The following is a 14638-nucleotide window of genomic DNA, read 5'->3' as shown; positions in this document are numbered from 1 at the left end:
TGTCAAGAAATCCTGGTTGCTCGGCGGCCGACCCTTCTGGCCGCCGAGCAGAGGACTTGAGGCGTCAGGCGGGCGGCAGCCAAGCGTGGAAGGCCGCCGTCAGGGTGGTGGTGTCGGCCGGGCCGGCGCCGGAGGCCCAGGCGACCGTGCCGTCGGGGCGGACGAAGGCGGCCGACAGGCCGTCACGGTCCTCGACGGTCGCCTCGACGATATCCAGCGCTCCTCGCCAGGCGGCCGCCGCCTGCGCGATCTCGGGCTGCGACGGCGCGTGGACGAGCAGCGGCCGGCCCGGCGTGGCGAGCTCGGCGAGGGTCCGCGTGCCACACGAAGGCGGCGTGAGCCGCAGGTCGGGGCAGGGGCGGCCGGCCAGGGGGTGGGTTGCCGGGTACGGGAGGTCGTAGCGGGTGCCGAGCCCGTTGAGCAGCCGCCCGAAGTAGCGGTTGACCTCCGGCAGGTCGAGCAGGTCCGACACGATGTCGCGCATGGCCGCCGCGTGCGCTCCGGGTCGCAGCAGCGCCGACTGGGCGCGGGTGTTGTGCAGGACGGCGGCGCCTACGGGATGGCGTTCGGCCGTGTAGGTGTCGAGCAGGCCGTCCGGCGCGCGCCCGGTGACCGTGGCGGCCAGCTTCCAGCCCAGGTTGACCGCGTCCATCAGCCCCAGGTTCAGCCCTTGGCCGCCGTTGGGAGAGTGGACGTGGGCGGCGTCGCCCGCGAGCAGGACGCGGCCGAGCCGGTAGGTGGCCGCCTGACGGGCGACGTCGGTGAAGCGCAGGGTGTCGCGGACCGCTGTCACCTCGACCTCCACGCCCGTCACCCTGAGCAGGCTGTCGCGCATCTCCTCCCCGGTCAGCGGCGCCTCGCGGTCCTCGGGGAAGCCGTCGTGCTCGACCGTCGCCACCATGCCGGGCGCGCGCATCAGCATCCCCGTCGGCTGCCAGCCCGGTGCGGGCAGCCGCTCCATGCCCGCGATGTCGCCGATCAGCCGCCGTACGACGCTCGTGGGGGCGGTGCCGGGAAAGTCGAACCCGGCCAGCTTCCGTACCGTCGATCGGCCGCCGTCGCAGCCCGCCACGTACGCCGCGCGGACGTGCCGCTCCCCCTCCGAGGTCCGTACGGTCAAGGTGACGCCGGAGTCGTCCTGGGCCAGGGCCGTCACCTCGTGTTCGCGCCGGACCGTGACGCCGAGCGAGGCCAGGTGCTCGGTCAGGATCCGTTCCAGGTCCGGCTGCCAGATCAGCGCGCCGATCCGCTCGGGTTCCTCCTGGAGATCGGGGTCGATCTTGTGGATCTGGGCGAAGTGCCCTTTCTCACTTCCGTGGTCGCGTGCCTTGTCGGCGAGCCCCTGTTCCTGGAACTTCGCCAGGTCGTCCCCCAGCCCGCGGCGCCGCAGCGCCTCCGCGGCCAGCGGCCCGATCCCGCGTGCCTTCGGCTCGCTCGTCGGCCGGGCGAGCCGGTCCAGCACCAGCGGCGTTACCCCGGCCAGCCGTAACTCGGCGGCCAGCAGCAAACCCACAGGTCCGGCTCCGACCACCACAACATCGGCGTCCATGCGCCCTCCAAACTAGACTAGACCGTCTAGTCTCGTATACTAGTACCCATTCGGAGAAAGTGGGGACAAGCCATGGCCGACCACGGCCCGCGACGCTCACCGGCCAAGCGCCGGGCCATCCTCGACGCCGCCATCCAGGTCTTCACCGACCTGGGCTACGCCCGCGCGAGCGTCGACGCGATCGCCGCGGCGGCGGGGGTGGGCAAACAGACCGTCTACGGGCACTTCGGCGACAAGGAACAGCTCTTCCTCGCCGCCGTCCAGGAGGCCAGGTCAGCGATGGGAGGCGCGCCGGGCCGGGCCGCGGCGGCACCAGGCGGCCCGGCCCACCGTGGCGCGTCCGCCGGCGACAGCCCCACGGGCCGGGACGCGTTTACCGGCGATCCTGGTACGGACCTGACCGCAATCGGTGAGCGGACGCTGGACATCGCGCTGTCGCCGCGGGTGGCGGCGCTGCACCGGCTGACCATCGCGGAGGTGGGCCACCATCCGGAGCTCCAGCGCACCTGGCGGGCGAGTTCCTCGTCGCTGGACAGCGGCGTCGTGGACTACCTGCGCGCCTGCGACGGTGACGGCAGGCTGCGGGTGCCGGACCCGGCCAGGGCAGCCCGCCAGTTCCTGCACCTGGTGATCACCGACGCGCGGGTCGAGACGGCGTACGGGATGCTGCCCCTGCCACCCGCGCGACGGCACGCCATCGCCGCCGAAGCCGCCGACCTCATCGTCCGCGCCCACCAGCCTTGAACCCGGCCCGCAATGCGGAACGAAATTTGCCGCATTACTCCCTAGGGTCGATCGCATGATGAAGATGTCGTGGTCCCAGGTCAGCGCCAGGCGTTTGGAGCGGCACGGCCTGGCCGCCCCCGCGAAGGACGCCACTGCGGCGAACGTGGTCGCCGCCATGTGCGGCGCCCATGCCCAGGTGATGTCGGCGGCCGAGCTGTCGATCGGACTCCGCCTCGACGGCGTCACCCGCACCGGGGTGCGCGAGGCGCTGTGGGGCGGGCGCACCCTGGTCAAGACGCACGGCCCGCGCGGCACCGTACACCTGCTGCCCGCCCGCGACCTGCCGATGTGGGTGGGCGCCCTGTCGACGCTGCCGGGCGCGTACTCGGTTTTCGCCCACGACGTACGCATGACGTCCGCGCAGACCGACCAGGTCGTGGAGGCGATCCGCGAGGTGCTGATGACCGGAGCGGCCCTGACGATCGACGAGCTGAGCGACGCGGTCGTGGCCACCACGGGGCCGTGGGCCGGAGATCTCGTCATGCCCGCCTTCCAGACCATGTGGCCGCGCTGGCGGCAGGCGATGGCGACGGCGGCGCACCGGGGGGCGTTCGTGTTCGGCCCGGCGAGGGGGCGCAAGGTCACCTATACCGCCCCGCCCGAGGGTTGCCGCCCGGTCGACGAGCCTTCGGCCGAGCCGGCCAACGACCACCTGGTCGAGCTGGTCAACGCCTATCTGAGGGCATACGGTCCCGCCACGCCCGAGCAGTTCGCCAAGTGGATCGGGGCGCCGGTCAAGTGGGCGGCGGCGGGCTTCGCGGCGGCCGAGCCTGAGCAGGTGCTGTTCGACGGCGTCCCGGCCTGGGTGGCGGCCGGTGACACCGAGGTGCCGGACGAGCCGCCGAGGGGTGTACGGCTGCTGCCGTACTTCGATGCCTATGTCGTGGCCGGGAGGCCGCGCGAGCTGTTGTACCCGGGCCCGGCCGCCGGGCGGGCGCTGAACGGCGGCCAGGCGGGCAACTTCCCGGTGCTGCTCGTGGACGGGCAGGTGGCGGGAGTGTGGCATCAGCGGCGGTCCGGCCGCCGGTTGGCCGTCACGGTGGAGTCGCTGCGCGAGCTCACCCCTGCCCAGCTGCGCGAGCTCGACGAGCAGGTGGCGCTCACCGGACAGATCCTGGAGGGCGAGCCGCAGCTGACACTCGGGCCGATCACCGTGGGCGGCCACGCCTGACGTTGCCCGGGGGTACCGCGATGACGTGTCAGGCGGGGGCGGAGTCCGCCGTCACGTTTTCGTCGGCCGGGTGCGTCGCGAGCTGGTGTTCGATGACCTCGGCCAGGCTGGTGTCCAGGTCCGGCCCGTAGAGGTCCCCGGCGATGTCGAGGTGCCGTCGCATCGCCTCGCGCGCCCCGTCGGGATCGCGGTCGAGGATGTGTTCCAGGATCACGGTGTGCAGGGGCTCCCCGGCCGCGCGTACCTCGCGATCGCTGAGGCTGCGCAGCATCAGGCCGTAGGTGAGGTCCTGGATCGCGGTGAACATCATGTGGATCACCGGGTTGCCGGAGGCCCGCGCGATGGTCTCGTGGAAGGTGAGGTCGACGCGCGCCCTGGCGTGCACGTTGCCCGGCTGGGCGAACAGCTGGTGGATGCGCAGCAGGTCGGTCCGGTCCTGCTTGGTCGCGTTGACCGCGGCCAGGCCGGCGGCCTCGGTCTCCAGCATGACGCGGGCCCGCATGAGCTGCCGGGCCGTGACGCCCGCCGCGCGGGCCGCGAGGTTCATCGGCCGCATCAGGTTCTCGGCCGTGTACTGGCGGACGAAGCTGCCGCGCTGCGGCGAGACCTCGACCAGCCCGCGCTCCTGCAGGGCCTTCAGCGTCTCCCGGATGACGGGGCGGCTGACGGTGAACTCGGTCGCCAGATCGCGTTCGGACGGCAGGCGGGCACCAGGTGCCCACTGTCCGGTCAGGATCCGGTTCTCGAGTACGGCGATGAGTGTGCCGAGATTCGTCGTCGACGGTTTCTTCCCCCGCCCAGCGGTCATGCCGACCACGGTAGCGGCTGGCCGTCGCCGGCGAGTTCGGTGCCGTGCCAGCACGCCCGCCCATCAGGGCCGAAGAGATGAAGATCGGCGAGCGGCACCTGGAAGGTCGCGTGTTCGCCGTCGCGCGGCCCGCTGCGGGGCGGGAGGCGGGCGATGATGGTCCGTCCGGTGCTGTCGCGGAGGTGGAAGATGCTCTCGTTGCCGAGGTTCTCCCGGTACGACACGGTCGCCGCCAGCTCATAGGCGGGAGTACCGGTGTCGACGGGCAGCCGGACCGACTCCGGCCGGAACCCGACCTGCACCGTTTCGGGCAGGTCCGCGGGCAATCCCTCGCGCGGCAGCCGCCAGCTCAGCTCGCCGCTGGTCAGCTCCATGTGCGTGTCGGCCGGGCGTACGGTGGCGTCGAGCAGGTTCATCCGGGGGCTGCCGAGGAACGTGGCGACGAACACGCTGGCCGGCTTCTCGTAGATCTCGGCCGGGGTGCCGATCTGCGCGAACTCGCCCTCGTTGAGCACCGCGACCCGGTCCCCCATGGTCATGGCCTCGACCTGGTCGTGCGTCACGTACAGGACGGTGCCCCGGGTGCGGCGGTGGAACTCGATCAGCTCGGCCCGCATCTGCACGCGCAACGCGGCGTCCAGGTTGGACAGCGGTTCATCCATCAGGTACGCGGCCGGCTCCCTGATCATGGCGCGGCCGAGCGCGACCCGCTGCCGCTGGCCGCCGGAGAGCTGTCCGGGCTTCTTCTTGAGCTGGTCGGTGAGCCCGAGGGCCTGGCCGGTGTCGGCCACCCGCTGACGGATGACCTCTTTCGGCACGTGGTGGGCGCGCAGCCCGAACGCCAGGTTGCCCTCGACGCTCAGATGCGGGTAAAGGGCGTAGTCCTGGAAGACCATGCCGATCCCGCGGTCGCCGGGGTGGGCGTGGGTGACGTCCCGCCCGCCCACCGTTACCCGGCCGGCGCTGACCGGCTCGATGCCGGCGACGATGCGCATGAGCGTGGACTTCCCGCAGCCGGACGGGCCGACGATCACCAGGAACTCCCCGTCCCGTACGTGCAGGTCGATGTCGGCGAACAGCACCTGGTTGCCGTAGCGCTTGGTGACCCGCTCGACGCGGATGCCGTCGGTCATCGTTTGACCCCTCCGAGGGTGAGACCTGAGACGTAGTAACGCTGCAGGAAGGAGAACAGGACGAGCGGGGGCAGGATCGAGATGAGCGCCGCCGCGGTCTGGAGGTGGTAGACGATCCCGTGTTCCCCCTCGAAGGACGACAGCGCCAGCGGCAGCGTCCACAGGTCCTGCTCGCTGGCCGCGATCAAGGGCCAGATCAGGTTGTCCCACTGGGCGAGGAACTGCAGCAGCAGCACGGTGAGCAGCGCCGGCCGCAGCAGCGGTACGGCGATGCGGAGAAAGATGCGCAGCTCACTGGCCCCGTCCACCCGCGCGGCGTGCAGCATCTGCACGGGGATGCCCAGCGCGAACTGCCGCACCAAGAAGACGCCCAGCGCGCTGGCGGCGAACGGCGCGATCAGCCCTTGGTAGCTGTTGAGCCAGCCGATCTCGCTGAGCATGACGAACACCGGGATCATGACGACCGCCGGGGTCAGGGACAGCGCGACGACCACCAGGTTCAGCAGGGCGGCCCGGCCGGGGAAGCGCAGCCGGGCCAGCGCGTACCCGGCGGCGGCCGAGATCGCCACGTCGAGCACGGAGACCGCCGACGCGATCAGGACGCTGTTCATCAGGTAGCGCGGGAACCGGCCGTCGGACATGATCTCGCCGATGTTGTCGAACAGCGCGAAGCCGGTGAACCTCAGCCCGGACAGGTCGGTGTCGTCCGGCGCCGACGCGAGCACGATCATGGAGTAGAGCGGGAGCAGCATCAGCGCCACGAAGCCGATGAGGGCCACGGTGCTGAGCGACCGGCCGATTCTCATTCGTCGTCACTCCTGACCAATGTGAACTGGGTAAATGCGAACACCAGCAGCACGACCAGCAGGACGATCGCGATCGCGGAGGCGTAGCCGAAGCGGGAGAAGGAGAACGCGTTGTTGTAGAGGTACAGGGGCAGCACCTGGGTGGCGTTGACCGGGCCGCCCTTGGTGAGCAGGTAGGCGGGCACGAAGGACTGCATGGCCCCGGTGACCGCCACGACGATCACGAAGGTGAAGGTCCGGCGCAGCAGCGGCACGGTGACCAGGAAGAAGGTACGCAGCGTACGGGCGCCGTCGATGGCCGCGGCCTCGAAGACGTTGGCGGGCAGGGCCTGCAGCCCGGCCACGAAGATGATCACGTACAGGCCGACGTACTTCCAGATGACCATCACGAGCAGCGCCCAGATGGCGTAGTCGGAGTCGGTGAGCCAGGGACGCGGGCCGACCCCGGCCGCGCCGGCCAGCGCGTCGGCCAGGCCGCCGGTCGAGTAGATCACCTGCCACAGTACGGTGGCACCGACCAGCGGCATCACCGCCGGTATGAAGACCAGCCCGCGCAGCCAGGCGCGGAACCTGCCGGGTTTGGCCAGCGGCACGGCCACGACCAGCGCGATCACGATCGTCGGGCCGACCGCGAAGACCGTGTACAGCAGCGTCACCCATACGCTGCTCCAGAACTCGTCGCTCGTCACCATCTCGCGGTAGTTGTCGAGCCCGACCCACTGCGGGGTGCCGGAGAGGTCGTACGAGGTGAAGCTCAGGTACAGCGCGGCGAGTGCGGGCAGCGCCCAGAACAGCACGAAGTACACGATCGCCGGGGCGGCGAGGCCCGCGCCGGCGCGGGCCTCGACCGCGCTCATGGTGCGGGCCCTGCTGCCGATCACTTGAGGATCCGTCCCACCGCGGCGTCGAAGGCGGTCGCGGCCTGCTGGGCGGGCGCCTGCTTGTGGATCACCGATTCGAGCGCGTCGAGCAGAGCCTTGATCGTCTCGGTCCATTGCGGGAGCACCGGGCCGAAGTCGGTGTACGGGATCTGCTGCTCCAGCTGCTGGCTGGCCTTGTCGCTCGCGGCGGGCAGCTTCTGCCAGCCGGCCGTCGGCGTGACCAGGCCGGTGGCGGCCAGCTGCTGGTTGACGTTGTCCCCCTTGAGCAGCCAGTTAATGAAATGCCACGCCGTGTATGGATTTTTCGCCTTTTTGGCGACGAACCATCCCCAGGAGTAGCCGGCGGCCACCTTCTCCTTCCCCTCCCAGCTGGGCACGAGGGCGCTGTCGAAGGTCTGGCCGAGCTTGGCGTTGGGGTTGATGGCCGGGATGAGGCTCGAGGTGAACCGGCCGGACATCAGCATGGCCGAGGTGCCCTTGGCGAACAGGCCGAACGCGCCGACCGGGTCGCTCAGCTTCGGGTTGCCGAGGCTGCCGTAGTATTCGAGCGCCTTGATGCCCTCCGGCGTGTTCAGCGTGCCGCGCCGGGAGCCCTCGTCGATGATCTGCCCGCCCAGTCCGCGGATCAGCGGGATGAAGTTCAGCATCGCCCAGATGTTGTCGGCGAGCTGCCACTGGAGCCCGACCTGGGAGCCGTCGGCGTTGGTGAGCTTCTTACTGAACTCGGCGACCTCCTCCCACGTGGTCGGGGGCTTGTCGGGGTCGAGCCCGGCCTTCTCGAAGCGGTCGCGGCGATACCACAGGTGGACCGAGTTGAAGTCGATCGGCGTGCCGTAGACCTGCTGCTCGTAGGTCAGCGCGGCGAAGGCGTTGGTCTCGAACCTGCCCTTCAGCGCGTCGATGGACGCGGCGCCGAACTCGGCCGGCGGCAACGGCGCGAGCTGCTGCTTCGAGGCCCGTTCGGCGAGGGTCCAGGCGCCGACCTTGATCAGGTCGGGCGGCGCGCCCGTGGTGAACGCCGTGGAGAGTTTGGTGTCGAGGTTGGCGATCGGGACGTACAGGGGTTTGATCGACACCTTCGGGAACTGCTTCTGGTACTCGGCGATCTTGGCGTTGAAGTACTTGGTGTTGGCGGGCTCCTCGTGCATCCAGACGACGACCTGGCCCTGGGGCCCGGTCTTGCTGGAGCCGGCCTGCGGCTCGGACGACCCGCACCCGGTCAGGGTGAGCTGGCTCGCCGCGCCACCGAGCGTGAGCAGGGCGGCGCCGCGCAGGAGGTCTCGACGGGGGATGGCACTCATGTGTTCGTTCCTCTCAGGACACGAGCCGTTGTGGGGTGAGACCGCTCAGGGAAGGGGCCGCTCAGGGAAGGGGCCGCTCAGGGAAGGGGCCGCTCACAGAGAAGGCCGCTCACGGAACGGCGGTGAATTCGGTTGCCCCCGCGTGTATGGCGTCGGTCATGCTCTGGTGCCAGGCCACGTCACGCCACATGCCGGCGAACTGCGGCCCGCAGAAGTTGCTGGTCGACAGCGCCTCCCAGCGGCCGGTGGCCAGCGCGGCGCGTACCCCGACCTCGCACAGCTCCTTGATCCAGCCCCAGTCCCGTCCTGGCCCGTCCTTGTAGTTGACGATGGCCCAGCACTCGGTCGTCACCAGCGGCTTGCCGGCCGACCGCGACCACTCGGCGACCCGCCGGATGTGGTCGGTGAGGCCGCCGGCCCACCGCGCCGGGTCGGCCCGGTACAGGCGTTCGGCCGGGCCGGACAGCGGCTCGTAGGCGCGCGGGTCGAACTGGGAGTGCTCCAGGTCGTAGCCGATCTCGTCGTAGAAGCCGGTGGCCTGCGGCGTCATCCACACGTGTGGTTCGAGCAGGTCCAGCTCGGTGAGGTCCTCACCGTCGGCGCCGGTGGTCTCGGTGGCGAAGGACAGCGTGTAGCGGTGGCGCGGATGCCTGGCGCGCAGGGTGCCGATCGCCTCGCGCGTCCAGCTCCGTACCCGCTCGTCCGCTCGGGACAGCGCGGCGGCGTCCGCGTCGTTGCCGTACAGGAAAGGCGCCCACATCGCCAGCGGCCACTCGTTCACCAGGTCGACGTAGTAGATCGCGTCCGCGAGACCGGCTTCCTCGATGGCCGTCAGCGTGACGTCCCAGACGGCGGCCAGGTCGGCGGCGGTCCGGATCCGGGACCGGGTGTCGAGCTCGTCCCGGCGGAACCAGGAGGACAGCGCCACCCGCAGGCCCCTGCTCGCGCATGCCTGGATGAACTCCAGCAGCTCGGGCAGCACCCGTACGGACACCGGCTCGGTCGCACCCCACTGCTCGAAGTGCCAGACGGGCAGCAGGCGCCAGGTCCGCCGCGGATCGGCCGCCACCAGGTGGGGGAAGGCGTCGATGCGCACCGCGTCGTAGCCGCGCTCGACGAGCTCGTCCAGCGCGCGGTCCCAGTCCTCGTACCCGGCACCGTCCCAGCGCCGTTCGAGCCAGGAGAAGTCCCACATGGTGATCGCCAGAGGTTTGCCGGTCAACGTCATAGTTCTCAACATCCGTCCGGACCGTGGTCTTACCAGATTGCTAGAGCTTTGCTGGCAGTAGCGCCACTGTCAAGAGTGATTTGTTTCTTGCGGCTTACTGGTATTACCAGATACGGTCCTGGAATCATGAGTACCCGAGCCGTCGTGAGCGGACTGGAGACCATCCGCTGTTCGATTCAGCCCAACGTGCTGCTGGTGCGGCTGCACACCGACGACGGGCAGGCCGGTCTCGGCGAGTCGTTCTTCGGGGCCGAGGCGGTCGAGGCCTATCTGCACGAGACCGTCGCACCCCTCCTCGTCGGCGCCCCGGTGCCCGGCCCGGAGCGGCTGCGCCGGCTGCTCACCGGCCATGTCGGCTTCCAGGGCAGCGGCGTGGAGACGCGCGGCAACGGCGCGGTCGACCTCGCCGTGTGGGACCTGCTGGGCAAGACCACGGGGCAGCCGGTCTCCGGCCTGCTCGGCGGGCCTTTCCACGAACGCCTCCCCGTCTACAACACCTGTGCCGGCTCCTCTTACATCAAGAACGAGCCGCGCCAGGCCGTGTCCAACTGGGGGCTGGCGGCGGCGTCGGCCTACGACGATCTGCGGGGCTTCCTGGAGCGGCCGGCGGAGCTGGCCAAGTCCCTGTGGGAGGAGGGTTTCCGCGCCATGAAGGTGTGGCCCTTCGACCAGGCGGCCGAGCGCACCGGCGGCATGCGGCTGGACCGGGCGGACCTGCGCGCCGGTCTGCGGGTGCTCGACGAGATCAAGAACGCCGTGCCCGAGATGGAGGTCATGGTCGAGCTGCACGGGCTGTGGAGCCTGTACGCGGCCGTCGAGCTGGTGCGCGAGCTGGAGCGGTTCGATCCCTTGTGGGTGGAGGACCCGCTGCGGTCCGACAGCCACGGCTCCTACGCGACACTGCAGGCGTCGACGGCGGCGCCGCTGGCCACCGGCGAGACGCTGACCGGGCAGCGGTCCTTCCGCGCACTGCTGGAGCGATCGGCGATCCGGGTCGCGATCATCGACATGGGCTGGGCGGGCGGGCTCACGGAGGCTCGCAAGATCGCCGCGCTGGCGGACTCGTACGACATCCCCTTCGCGCCGCACGACTGCACCGGCCCGATCTCCTTCGCGGCCTGCGTCCACCTCGCCCTGAGCCAGCCCAACACGCTGATCCAGGAGAGCGTGCGGGCCTTCCAGCACACCTGGTACCAAGAGCTGGCGACGGGCCTGCCGCTGGTGGAGGATGGCTGGGTGAGCCTGGAGGGACGACCAGGGCTGGGGGTGGAGCTCGCCCCCGGCCTCACCGAACGCGCCGACGTCACCACCCGCCTGTCCGGGACCCGGCCGTGAGCGTGGTCGGGGATCCGGCCGTGAGCAGGGGGCGGATGGCCGCACTGCGCTGGTACGGGCGCGGCGACGTGCGGCTGGTCGAGACCGAGGTGCCCGCGCCGGGCCCTGGCCAGGTCCTGATCGCGGTCACGCTGTGCGGGCTGTGCGGCAGTGACATCGAGGAGTACCGGTTCGGGCCGGTCGTGGTGCCGGTCGAACCGCACCCGCTGACCGGCCGGACCGCGCCGCTCACCCTGGGGCACGAGGTCGTCGGCGTGGTGGCGGAGGCCGGCCCCGGCGTGAGCCTCGCCCCCGGCACCGCGGTCGTGCCGGACGTCGTGCTGGGCTGCGGCCACTGCTGGTGGTGCGCCCGCGGCGACTACCCGCTGTGCGAGCGTGGCGCGGCGCTCGGGTTGCAGGACGACGGCGGCCTGGCCGAATACCTGGTGGCGCCGGCCGCGCGCTGTGTCCCGCTGCCCGATGGCCTGCCCGCCGCCGTCGCCGTCTTCGCCGAGCCGGCGGCGGTCGCCGTCCGCGCGCTCGACAAGGCCGGCGACGTGTCCGGGGCCGTGGTCGCGGTCGTCGGCGCCGGGGCCGTCGGCCTGCTGGTCGCCGAGGTGGCCAGGTGCCGGGGCGCGGCGACGGTCGTCGCGGTCGATCCTGATCCGGGCCGCCGCGCGCTGGCCCGGTCGTTCGGCCTGGTCGGTGTGGCGCAGGACGCCGCCCTCGAAGCCGTACGGGAGCTGACCGATGGGCGCGGCGCCGACGCGGTGGTGGAGAGCGCGGGGCCGGCGGCCGCGGTGGAGAGCGCGCTGTCGCTGTGCCGGCGCGGCGGGAGCGTGGTCCTGCTCGGCGTGTCGCCGGAGCCGGCCGCCTTTCCCACGCTGGACGTGGTACTGGGCGAGAAGCGGGTCGTGGGGTCGGCCTCCCACCGGTGGGACACCGATCTGCGGGCCGCGGTCGCCCTGCTGCACGGCGGGCAGATCCGGGTCGATCGGCTGCCCACGCGGACCGTCCCGTTGTCCGAGGCCGTGGCACGCGGGCTGGCCGACCCGCCGCGCGACATCGTGAAGACCATTGTCGGCATGGGGTGATTTGCGAATTATGCAGATCGGTCTATTCTCGATGGCGTGGCGGTCAAGGGTGATGAGACGCGGGCGCGGCTGATCGAGGCGGCTCGGACGCTGGTGGAGGCCAAGGGCTACCACGGCACCGGGCTCAATGAGGTGCTCGCGGTGGCGGGAGCTCCTCGGGGGTCGCTCTATCACCACTTCCCCGGCGGCAAGGACCAGCTGGTCAGCGAGGCCCTCACCGCCGCCGGGCGCGAGGTCGACGACATCGTGGTCGAGCTGGCCTCGACGGCGCCCAGCTCCCGCGAGCTCATCGAGGCACTGCTGGCGGCGCTGGCCGACAGGATGGTGGCCGCCGGCTATGCCAAGGGGTGCCCGGTGGCGACCGTGGCCCTGGAGGTCGCCGCGACCAACGACGTCCTGCAGCCGATCTGCGGGGACATCTACGCGGGCTGGCAGGGGGCACTGGCCGACGCCCTGCGGGCCGACGGTCATGACGCGGCCGAGGCGGATGAGCTCGCGGCGACGGTGCTCGCCCTGATCGAGGGCGCGCTGGTGCTGGCTCGTGCCGGTCGCAGCCGGACTCCTATCGAGCAGACCAGCCGACGTATCGCCAAACTGCTCGGCACCGCCTGATCCTTTTCGCTGGGGTCGGGCGTTTTTTGTTGTCCACGGATTATGTAGATCGGTCTAGAGAGGAACGTGGAATGGACGAGACTTCAGGGAGCACGCCGGACGCCGTGGTGTTCGGGGCGACCGGCTTCATCGGCAGATGGACGGTGCTGCGCCTGCTCGAACAGGGCCGGGCGGTCGCGGCCGTCATCCGCGACCCGGCTCAGGGCCGTAGGGGCGCGGGTGGCGAGGGCGAGTTGCGGGTCTGGCTGCAAGGTCACGGCGCGGGGACCGGGCGGCTCACGGTCGTGGCCGGTGATCTCACGGGCGGTCCGAGTCTGGGGTTGAGCGCGGCGGACGACGCGCGGCTCGCCGGGGTACTGGATGTCGTCAACGCCGCCGCCATCTACCGGTTCGGGCTGGGGCGCGAGGAGGCCAGGACGGTCAACGTCGAGGGTGCCCTCAATGTGCTGCGCTGGGCCGCGACCCGGCCCGGACTGCGCAGGCTGATCCACGTGTCGGGCTACCGGGTCGGGCTGGGCCCACGGGCTCGGTATCCGCTCCCGGAGGCCGAGCTGGCGGAGCTCTACCGAGGCCAAGGGGCCTATGAGGGCTCCAAGACCGAGGCGGACGCCGCCGTACGGGTCGTCGCGGAGCAGTTGGGGGTCCCGCTGACCGTGGTGAACCCGAGCGCCGTGATCGGCCACTCGACCACGGGCGAGGCCGGCCAGTACATCGGCCTGGCCGAGGTGGTCCGCGACCTGTGGAACGGCCGTCTTCCGGCGCTGCCGGGAACCGCACGTACGTTCGTGCCCGTGGAGACCGTGGATCACTTCGCGTCGTTCATGGCCGCGATCCCCGAGCACGACCCGGAGCCCGGCGGCCGGCACTGGGTGCTCGACCAGAACACCCCGAACCTGCCCGACCTGGTACGCCTGCTCGCGGCCCACCTGGGCGTACGCGCGCCGAAAACCCTCGTGCCCGTGTCCCTGATCCGCCGCCTCCCGGCCGCGCTGACCGGAGCCGATCCCGAGACCCTGGCCTTCCTGAGCGAGGACCGTTACGACACCGCCTCAGCCGAGCGGATCGCCGAGGCGGCGGGGCTCCGGCAGCCGCCCGTCGAAACCGCGCTGCGCCGCTGGGCCGATCGGCTGGTGGCGGACCGGTTCGGGACGGCTCCTGCCGTGCTTCCCGGTGGCTTCCACGATGTCGGCGGATCCCGTACCTACGTCGCCGGGGACAGGACCTCGCCCGGATTCGTACTCCTGCACGGACTCCCCCTCGACGGCGAGTCCTGGCAGGGCGTGCTCAGTGAACTGGACGGAGCACCCGCCCTCGTCGCCGACCTGCCGGGACTCGGCCGCTCGGCCCCCACCTCGGCCACCTCGCAGGCCTGGCTCACCGATCTGCTGGCGCCCGTACGGACCCGGCCCGTGATCGTCGCCCACTCCGCGGCCGCCGCACCGGCGCTCCGCTACGCCGCCGCCCATCCCGATCGCCTCAGTGCCCTGGTCCTCGTCTCCCCCTATTTCCTCCAGGAGGCGGCCCCGAGACCGCTCCGCACACCGGCGCTCGCCACGCCGCTCCTCAAGAGGATCTCCGCCGGCCGTCTCGCGACCTCGCTCCTCGGCGATGGCACGTCCTCGGACGAAGCCCGCCGGGCCGTGGCGAGCGCCGCCGCCCAGCTGCACCGGCCCGGCGTCGCCCGCCGTACGGCCCGCCTCCTCCGGGACGCCAACCAGCCCGCCGAACGCGCCGCCCTCCAAACCCTGCTCAGCGAGACGGACTCGGTCCCGATCCACCTCATCGCCGGCCAGTTGGATCCGCTGATCGCCGACCCCGGTCCGGCCACCGTCACGACCATCCCCGGCACCGGTCACCACCCGCACCTCACGCACCCCGCCGCCATCGTCTCGGTCATGCGGCGCGTCGCCGCCGAAGCGACCCGCCGGACGTCGGCATCAGGCCGCTGACCAGGG

The 14638-nt window shown here is 71.3% G+C and carries 13 protein-coding genes; 6 read left to right on the top strand and 7 right to left on the bottom strand.

Annotated elements, in window-relative coordinates; translation table 11 throughout:
- Positions 1 to 64 precede the first annotated feature (64 nt).
- On the bottom strand, positions 65 to 1549 hold the full coding sequence (locus ACQP2T_RS25810; protein WP_433518607.1) for an FAD-dependent monooxygenase: 1485 nt from the start codon (positions 1547 to 1549) through the stop codon (positions 65 to 67).
- 72 nt (positions 1550 to 1621) lie between these two features.
- On the opposite strand from ACQP2T_RS25810, the gene ACQP2T_RS25805 reads away from it, so the two are divergent.
- Positions 1622 to 2293 (top strand): TetR/AcrR family transcriptional regulator, encoded by a 672-nt coding sequence (locus ACQP2T_RS25805; protein WP_433518606.1) that lies wholly within the window; start codon positions 1622 to 1624, stop codon positions 2291 to 2293.
- 55 nt (positions 2294 to 2348) lie between these two features.
- On the top strand, positions 2349 to 3506 hold the full coding sequence (locus ACQP2T_RS25800; RefSeq protein ID WP_433518605.1) for a winged helix DNA-binding domain-containing protein: 1158 nt from the start codon (positions 2349 to 2351) through the stop codon (positions 3504 to 3506).
- Positions 3507 to 3534: 28 nt separating this feature from the next.
- Here ACQP2T_RS25800 and ACQP2T_RS25795 read toward each other — a convergent pair whose 3' ends face one another.
- From ACQP2T_RS25795 to ACQP2T_RS25770, 6 genes are all read right to left on the bottom strand, one after another.
- Positions 3535 to 4314: a FadR/GntR family transcriptional regulator gene (locus tag ACQP2T_RS25795; RefSeq protein ID WP_433518604.1), complete on the bottom strand. Its 780-nt coding sequence runs from the start codon at positions 4312 to 4314 to the stop codon at positions 3535 to 3537.
- Positions 4311 to 5447, bottom strand: a complete 1137-nt coding sequence (locus ACQP2T_RS25790; protein WP_433518603.1) for an ABC transporter ATP-binding protein — start codon at positions 5445 to 5447, stop codon at positions 4311 to 4313. Before ACQP2T_RS25790 ends, ACQP2T_RS25795 begins: the two co-directional genes overlap by 4 nt.
- Positions 5444 to 6253: a carbohydrate ABC transporter permease gene (locus ACQP2T_RS25785; protein ID WP_433518602.1), complete on the bottom strand. Its 810-nt coding sequence runs from the start codon at positions 6251 to 6253 to the stop codon at positions 5444 to 5446. The genes ACQP2T_RS25790 and ACQP2T_RS25785 overlap by 4 nt, the downstream gene beginning before the upstream one ends.
- A complete protein-coding gene (locus ACQP2T_RS25780) occupies positions 6250 to 7134 on the bottom strand; it encodes a carbohydrate ABC transporter permease (RefSeq protein ID WP_433518601.1) in 885 nt (294 codons plus the stop codon). The genes ACQP2T_RS25785 and ACQP2T_RS25780 overlap by 4 nt, the downstream gene beginning before the upstream one ends.
- The gene (locus ACQP2T_RS25775) at positions 7131 to 8435 is read right to left on the bottom strand and encodes an extracellular solute-binding protein (RefSeq protein ID WP_433518600.1); all 1305 of its coding nucleotides are present in this window, start codon (positions 8433 to 8435) and stop codon (positions 7131 to 7133) included. The genes ACQP2T_RS25780 and ACQP2T_RS25775 overlap by 4 nt, the downstream gene beginning before the upstream one ends.
- A 109-nt stretch (positions 8436 to 8544) precedes the next feature.
- A complete protein-coding gene (locus ACQP2T_RS25770) occupies positions 8545 to 9663 on the bottom strand; it encodes a cellulase-like family protein (protein WP_433518599.1) in 1119 nt (372 codons plus the stop codon).
- Between the two features lie 126 nt (positions 9664 to 9789).
- On the opposite strand from ACQP2T_RS25770, the gene ACQP2T_RS25765 reads away from it, so the two are divergent.
- The 4 genes from ACQP2T_RS25765 to ACQP2T_RS25750 all read left to right on the top strand — a co-directional run bounded on the left by ACQP2T_RS25765 (position 9790) and on the right by ACQP2T_RS25750 (position 14632).
- On the top strand, positions 9790 to 10998 hold the full coding sequence (locus ACQP2T_RS25765; protein ID WP_433518598.1) for a mandelate racemase/muconate lactonizing enzyme family protein: 1209 nt from the start codon (positions 9790 to 9792) through the stop codon (positions 10996 to 10998).
- Complete coding sequence (locus tag ACQP2T_RS25760) at positions 10995 to 12071, top strand: zinc-dependent alcohol dehydrogenase (RefSeq protein ID WP_433518597.1); 1077 nt, start codon at positions 10995 to 10997, stop codon at positions 12069 to 12071. The genes ACQP2T_RS25765 and ACQP2T_RS25760 overlap by 4 nt, the downstream gene beginning before the upstream one ends.
- A gap of 36 nt (positions 12072 to 12107) precedes the next feature.
- Positions 12108 to 12683, top strand: coding sequence for a TetR/AcrR family transcriptional regulator (locus ACQP2T_RS25755; protein ID WP_433518596.1), 576 nt, complete (start codon positions 12108 to 12110; stop codon positions 12681 to 12683).
- Between the two features lie 71 nt (positions 12684 to 12754).
- Positions 12755 to 14632, top strand: a complete 1878-nt coding sequence (locus ACQP2T_RS25750) for an alpha/beta fold hydrolase (RefSeq protein ID WP_433518595.1) — start codon at positions 12755 to 12757, stop codon at positions 14630 to 14632.
- Positions 14633 to 14638: the final 6 nt, after the last annotated feature.

Origin of the sequence: Nonomuraea sp. CA-143628, assembly GCF_050942315.1 — a bacterium.
Taxonomy (GTDB): Bacteria; Actinomycetota; Actinomycetes; order Streptosporangiales; family Streptosporangiaceae; genus Nonomuraea.
This window is presented reverse-complemented; position numbering and strand designations above follow the sequence as displayed.

Coding starts and splice junctions, on each gene's coding strand:
- ACQP2T_RS25810 (WP_433518607.1), bottom strand. CDS start 1,549: ATGGACGCCGATGTTGTGGTGGTCGGAGCCGGACCTGTGGGTTTGCTG.
- ACQP2T_RS25805 (WP_433518606.1), top strand. CDS start 1,622: ATGGCCGACCACGGCCCGCGACGCTCACCGGCCAAGCGCCGGGCCATC.
- ACQP2T_RS25800 (WP_433518605.1), top strand. CDS start 2,349: ATGATGAAGATGTCGTGGTCCCAGGTCAGCGCCAGGCGTTTGGAGCGG.
- ACQP2T_RS25795 (WP_433518604.1), bottom strand. CDS start 4,314: ATGACCGCTGGGCGGGGGAAGAAACCGTCGACGACGAATCTCGGCACA.
- ACQP2T_RS25790 (WP_433518603.1), bottom strand. CDS start 5,447: ATGACCGACGGCATCCGCGTCGAGCGGGTCACCAAGCGCTACGGCAAC.
- ACQP2T_RS25785 (WP_433518602.1), bottom strand. CDS start 6,253: ATGAGAATCGGCCGGTCGCTCAGCACCGTGGCCCTCATCGGCTTCGTG.
- ACQP2T_RS25775 (WP_433518600.1), bottom strand. CDS start 8,435: ATGAGTGCCATCCCCCGTCGAGACCTCCTGCGCGGCGCCGCCCTGCTC.
- ACQP2T_RS25770 (WP_433518599.1), bottom strand. CDS start 9,663: ATGACGTTGACCGGCAAACCTCTGGCGATCACCATGTGGGACTTCTCC.
- ACQP2T_RS25765 (WP_433518598.1), top strand. CDS start 9,790: ATGAGTACCCGAGCCGTCGTGAGCGGACTGGAGACCATCCGCTGTTCG.
- ACQP2T_RS25750 (WP_433518595.1), top strand. CDS start 12,755: ATGGACGAGACTTCAGGGAGCACGCCGGACGCCGTGGTGTTCGGGGCG.